Here is a 4,735-nt window from a genome sequence, read left to right as displayed (position 1 = left end):
TGTCAAATCTACTCCGCTAGCGTCTTCACCGGCAGCGGCGAAACAGGCACCACGCTATTTCAGCGACGTGTTGATCGCCGCGAATTTCGTGTTGAGCTTCGCACCGAGGCCGTTCATCACGGGGATGATCGCCAGCGCAATACTCGCCGCGATGAATCCATATTCAATCGCCGTTGCACCGGATTCATCGGCGACAAATGCCTTCGCAAGCTTCCTCATTTAAGTGCCCGTTCCAGGCCCATGTCCGCGACCCGAAAGGCATCCCAAGGCGCGTGCCAAATGCGACGACAAGGCGTTCAGGGCTTTAGATGGTTAAGCCCAAGTGAGCCCCGCGCGATCGGGCAAATAATTCCCCAAACAGCACCGCGCTGACCGGCAATTGCTGCCTTGTCTGAAAATAAAATCGGCCGAATTCACTGACGGTTAACTCCGATTGCTAACCCCACTTCCATACCGCTGCTGTACCTGTCTTGGGCCGGCATGGGGAACTGACCGGCATTCGCATGTGGTGGCGATCGCGATGACGGCAGACGGTAGTGGCTCCTTCGACCTGAAGGCTTTTCTTTCCAGCGGTCCAATCCGCTGGCTGATCGGCGGCGGCGCGTTCCTGATCGCAGCGATCGCGATTGGCACCGTCGTCACGGTCGATAGTTTCCGCGAACGGGCCTTGAGCAGCCAGGAGCGCGAGCTTGAAAATACCGTGCAGCTGATCAACCGTCATTTTGACCAGCAGCTCGAAGATTTCACCATCGTTCTGAAGGAAATCGCGGCTCACGTCCGCTCCAGTGAAACAAGCCCCGAAATACTGAAAGGGCAGCTGTCCACACTGGAATGGCACGAGGAACTGCGAACCAGGGTCAGCGCCTATTCCGACGCGGCAGGCATCAGTGTGTTCGCCGCCGACGGCACATTGATCAATTCCTCCGAGGTCTGGCCGGTCCCGGACGTCAACGTTTCCGATCGCAGCTATTTCAAGGCTCTCAAATCCGGCAGTGCGTCCACGCCGATCCAGATCGAAATCGTGCAAGGCCGCATTTCCCATCAGTGGGCCAACATCGTCGCTCAGAGACTGGACGGGCCGAACGGCGAGTTCGCAGGGATCGTCACGCGGACGATCTTGCCGGCGACGTTCGAGAAATACTTTGCCTCCGTCGTATTGCGCGAAGGTGCCGCGATTTCGATTTACCGGCGCGACGGAATCCTGCTGGCGCGCTATCCGCATGTCGAGCGCATGATCGGGTCCAATATCCGGACCAGCAACGTCTACGCCTACATGTCCCTCGCAACCGGTGGCACCTTGCGCCTGACCAGTCCGATCGACGGACAGAAGCGGCTGGCATCCGTCGAGGTCCTGCAACACTTCCCACTCGCCATCGTCGCAAGCATGACGGTCGATGCGGCGCTGGCGGACTGGCGGGCGCAAACCCGGTTTTTGGTTCTCGTGGCAGCCCTCTCCTCGATGGTCATCGCGGCCATGCTGTTTCTCTTCATTCGCAAGCTGCACCAGCAGCATCGAATCGAAAAGCTGCGCCTGGACACGGCCCTCAACAACATGTCGCAAGGCCTGTTGCTCTATGATTCCTCCGAACGGCTCGTGGTCTGCAACCAGCGCTATATTTCGCTGTATGGGCTGTCGCCCGACGTGGTAAAGCCCGGTCTCAGCTTTCGCGATCTCCTTCTGTACCGCAAACAGATCGGGTCGTTCAAAGGTGACGTCGAGGCGTTCATTTCCAAGGTACGGCGCAACGTCGCGCTCGGAAAGACAACCCGCAACACCATCGAGACCGGCGAAGGACGCTTGATTCAGATCGTCAATCAGCCGCTGAAAAGCGGATGGCTGGCCACCCATGACGATATTACCGAGCGTACGCGCGCCGAAGAGCAGATCCGGCATCTCGCGCATTACGACGCGCTCACCGACCTGCCCAATCGAGCCCTGTTCCACGAACGGCTGCGTCAGGAACTTGCCTCGGCAACCGAGGATCGGCAACTCGCAGTGCTCTATATCGACATCGACGAATTCAAAAGCGTCAACGATTCCCTTGGCCACATGATCGGCGACGAACTGTTGAAGTCGGTCGCCCGGCGGCTGAGCGCCTGTATCGATACTTCAGATTTCGTGGCGCGGCTGGGCGGCGATGAATTCGCGGTCGTCAAAACCGGCGTGAAAAATCCCGACGAGGTTGCCGATCTGGCCGCGCATGCTCTGGATGCGATCCGCACGCCCTACGAGTGTCTTGGTCACCAGGTGACCTCTGACGCCAGCATCGGCGTCGCGATCGCCCCCCAGCACGGGACCGACCTCGACCAGATACTCAAGAACGCGGACCTGGCGATGTACGCGGCCAAGTCGGCAGGGCGGCGCACCTGGCGCTTCTTCGAGCCTGCCATGGATGCGCATGTCCGCGCCCGCCGCCAGTTGGAAATCGATCTGCGCAGGGCGATCGCCGACGAGGCCCTTGAAGTCTATTACCAGCCCTGTCTCGCTCTCCAGAGCGACAGGATTACAGGCTGTGAAGCGCTGATACGCTGGCGCCATCCTGAACGCGGCATGGTTTCGCCCGTCGAGTTCATTCCGATCGCAGAGGAGACCGGCCTCATCAACGAGATCGGCGAGTGGGTCCTGGCGAAGGCTTGTGCAGAGGCAGCCACCTGGCCTGAGTCCATCAGCGTGGCCGTCAACGTTTCGCCGGTTCAATTCAAGAGCGGCACGCTCGCACTAAAGATCGTCACGGCGCTGGCCGCCTCCGGACTGCCGGCTCACCGCCTGGAACTTGAAATCACCGAAGCCGTTCTGATCCGCGATGACGACGCCGCGCTCGATATCCTGCATCAGCTTCGGGCCATCGGCGTGCGGATTGCCCTCGATGATTTCGGTACCGGCTACTCTTCACTGAGCTATTTGCAGCGCTTCCCGTTCGACAAGATCAAGATCGACCGCTGTTTCGTCAACGACCTTGCCGAAGCGGACGGCTCCTCCATTGTTCAGGCTGTGGTGAACATCGCCAGCGCGCGGCACATGACGACCACGGCGGAGGGGGTCGAAACCACGCAGCAACAGGAGTTACTGCGTGGATTGGGCTGCACCGAAATGCAAGGTTATCTCTTCAGCGCGCCGAAGCCGGCCGACGAGGTGAGAAGGATACTCCTCTCTCACCACGCAAGACCGGCCGTGGTTGCCTGAGTGCGACCGGTTTTTCTTAGTTCGGTACCGTCGCTTTCGTGGCCGTTGCGGCGGGGCCGCCCGCGTTGACGCTGACGCCGCGCAACAGGTTGTAGGCAGCGGCCAACGCCTTGTCGTCCTTCTCGGCCGGCGGAACATAGGACTGCGATCCTGTCTGCTCGGCGCCCTCGGCGGCGAGATGTCCTCGCATCGAGGCCTCGCCTTTCATTTCGGCGCGTCCCTTCAGTTCGTCGGGAACGTCCTGCAGCACTTCGATGTCGGGCACGACGCCCTGCGCCTGGATCGAGTGTCCGGACGGCGTAAAATACCGCGCCGTCGTCAGCGCCAATGCACCATGGCCTCCGCCGAGCGGAATGATGGTTTGGACCGAGCCTTTGCCAAACGATCGGGTGCCTATCACGGTCGCCCGCTTGTGGTCATGCAATGCTCCGGCGACGATCTCGGAGGCGGATGCGGAACCGCCGTTGATCAACACAACGAGCGGCTTGCCCTTGGTGATATCTCCGCCCTTTGCCGAAAACCGCTGCGTCTCCTCCGGCTTGCGGCCCCTCGTCGAGACCACCTCGCCGCGCGCCAGGAACGCGCTTGAAACCGATACCGCCTGATCGAGCAATCCGCCGGGGTTGTTGCGCAGGTCGAGCACATAACCGGCGAGGCCCTGCGCCGGAATTTGTTTCGAGATATCGGCGATCGCCTTTTTCAGCTCGTCGCCGGTCTGCTCGCTGAACGAACTGATCCGGATATAGCCGATATCGCCGCCATTGGTGCGATAGCTGACCGGCTTAACCTGAATGATTTCACGCGTGAGGGTTACAAAGATCGGCGCATCGGTGCCCTTACGCAGAATGGTCAATTTGGTCTTGGTCTCGACCGGCCCCTTCATCTTGTTGACGGCCTGCTCGAGCGTAAGGCCCTGCACGTTCTCATCGTCGATCTGGGAAATAAAATCTCCGGACAGGATTCCAGCCTTCGATGCGGGCGTGTCGTCCATCGGCGTGACGACCTTGACCAGACCATCTTCCATGGTGACTTCGATACCGAGTCCGCCGAACTCGCCCTTCGTCGTATCCTGCATCTCGTGCCAGGCCGCGTCGTTCATGTAACGGGAATGCGGATCGAGCGAGGTGATCATGCCGTTGATTGCGCCCTCGACCAGCAGGGAATCGTTGGGCTTCTCGACGTAGTCGTTCCTGACCCGCTCGAACACTTCGCCAAACAGATTGAGCTGCGAATAGACGTCGCCATCCACCTTTGCTTTGGCCCCCGCTATCCATTGCGGGCTCAGCGGCCCGCCAACAGCGAGGGTAAGGCAGACGCCTGTCACTGTGCCGAGGAGAAACAGGTAGTTCTTTCGCATTTGGCGAGCCTTTTGATTTGTCCCGCGTGTCCGTTTCGGACCCGCTGGCGACGTTCGTTGGTTATCCGGTCAGACCGGTCCTGCGCGACATCTGTCTGATATCATTGAGGCCGCTTTGAGAGCGTCGGAAGACGGCCCGAACCCAACACCGGAGCCAAATCCCGGATCAGCGACACATTCAGCCACAACAGCAC

The 4,735-nt window shown here is 60.0% G+C and carries 3 protein-coding genes; 1 reads left to right on the top strand and 2 read right to left on the bottom strand.

Features of this window, described 5'->3' with window-relative positions; all coding sequences use genetic code 11:
• Window positions 1-54 precede the first annotated feature (54 nt).
• Window positions 55-219 (bottom strand): Flp family type IVb pilin, encoded by a 165-nt coding sequence (locus tag WB528_RS26735; RefSeq protein ID WP_423892352.1) that lies wholly within the window; start codon window positions 217-219, stop codon window positions 55-57.
• Between the two features lie 301 nt (window positions 220-520).
• On the opposite strand from WB528_RS26735, the gene WB528_RS26730 reads away from it, so the two are divergent.
• A complete protein-coding gene (locus WB528_RS26730; protein ID WP_423892351.1) occupies window positions 521-3,184 on the top strand; it encodes a bifunctional diguanylate cyclase/phosphodiesterase in 2,664 nt (887 codons plus the stop codon).
• A gap of 16 nt (window positions 3,185-3,200) precedes the next feature.
• On the opposite strand, the gene WB528_RS26725 is transcribed toward WB528_RS26730, so the two are convergent.
• On the bottom strand, window positions 3,201-4,541 hold the full coding sequence (locus WB528_RS26725; RefSeq protein WP_423892350.1) for a S41 family peptidase: 1,341 nt from the start codon (window positions 4,539-4,541) through the stop codon (window positions 3,201-3,203).
• Window positions 4,542-4,735: the final 194 nt, after the last annotated feature.

It is taken from the genome of Bradyrhizobium sp. (assembly GCF_049586575.1).
Classification (GTDB): domain Bacteria; phylum Pseudomonadota; class Alphaproteobacteria; order Rhizobiales; family Xanthobacteraceae; genus Bradyrhizobium.
This window is presented reverse-complemented; position numbering and strand designations above follow the sequence as displayed.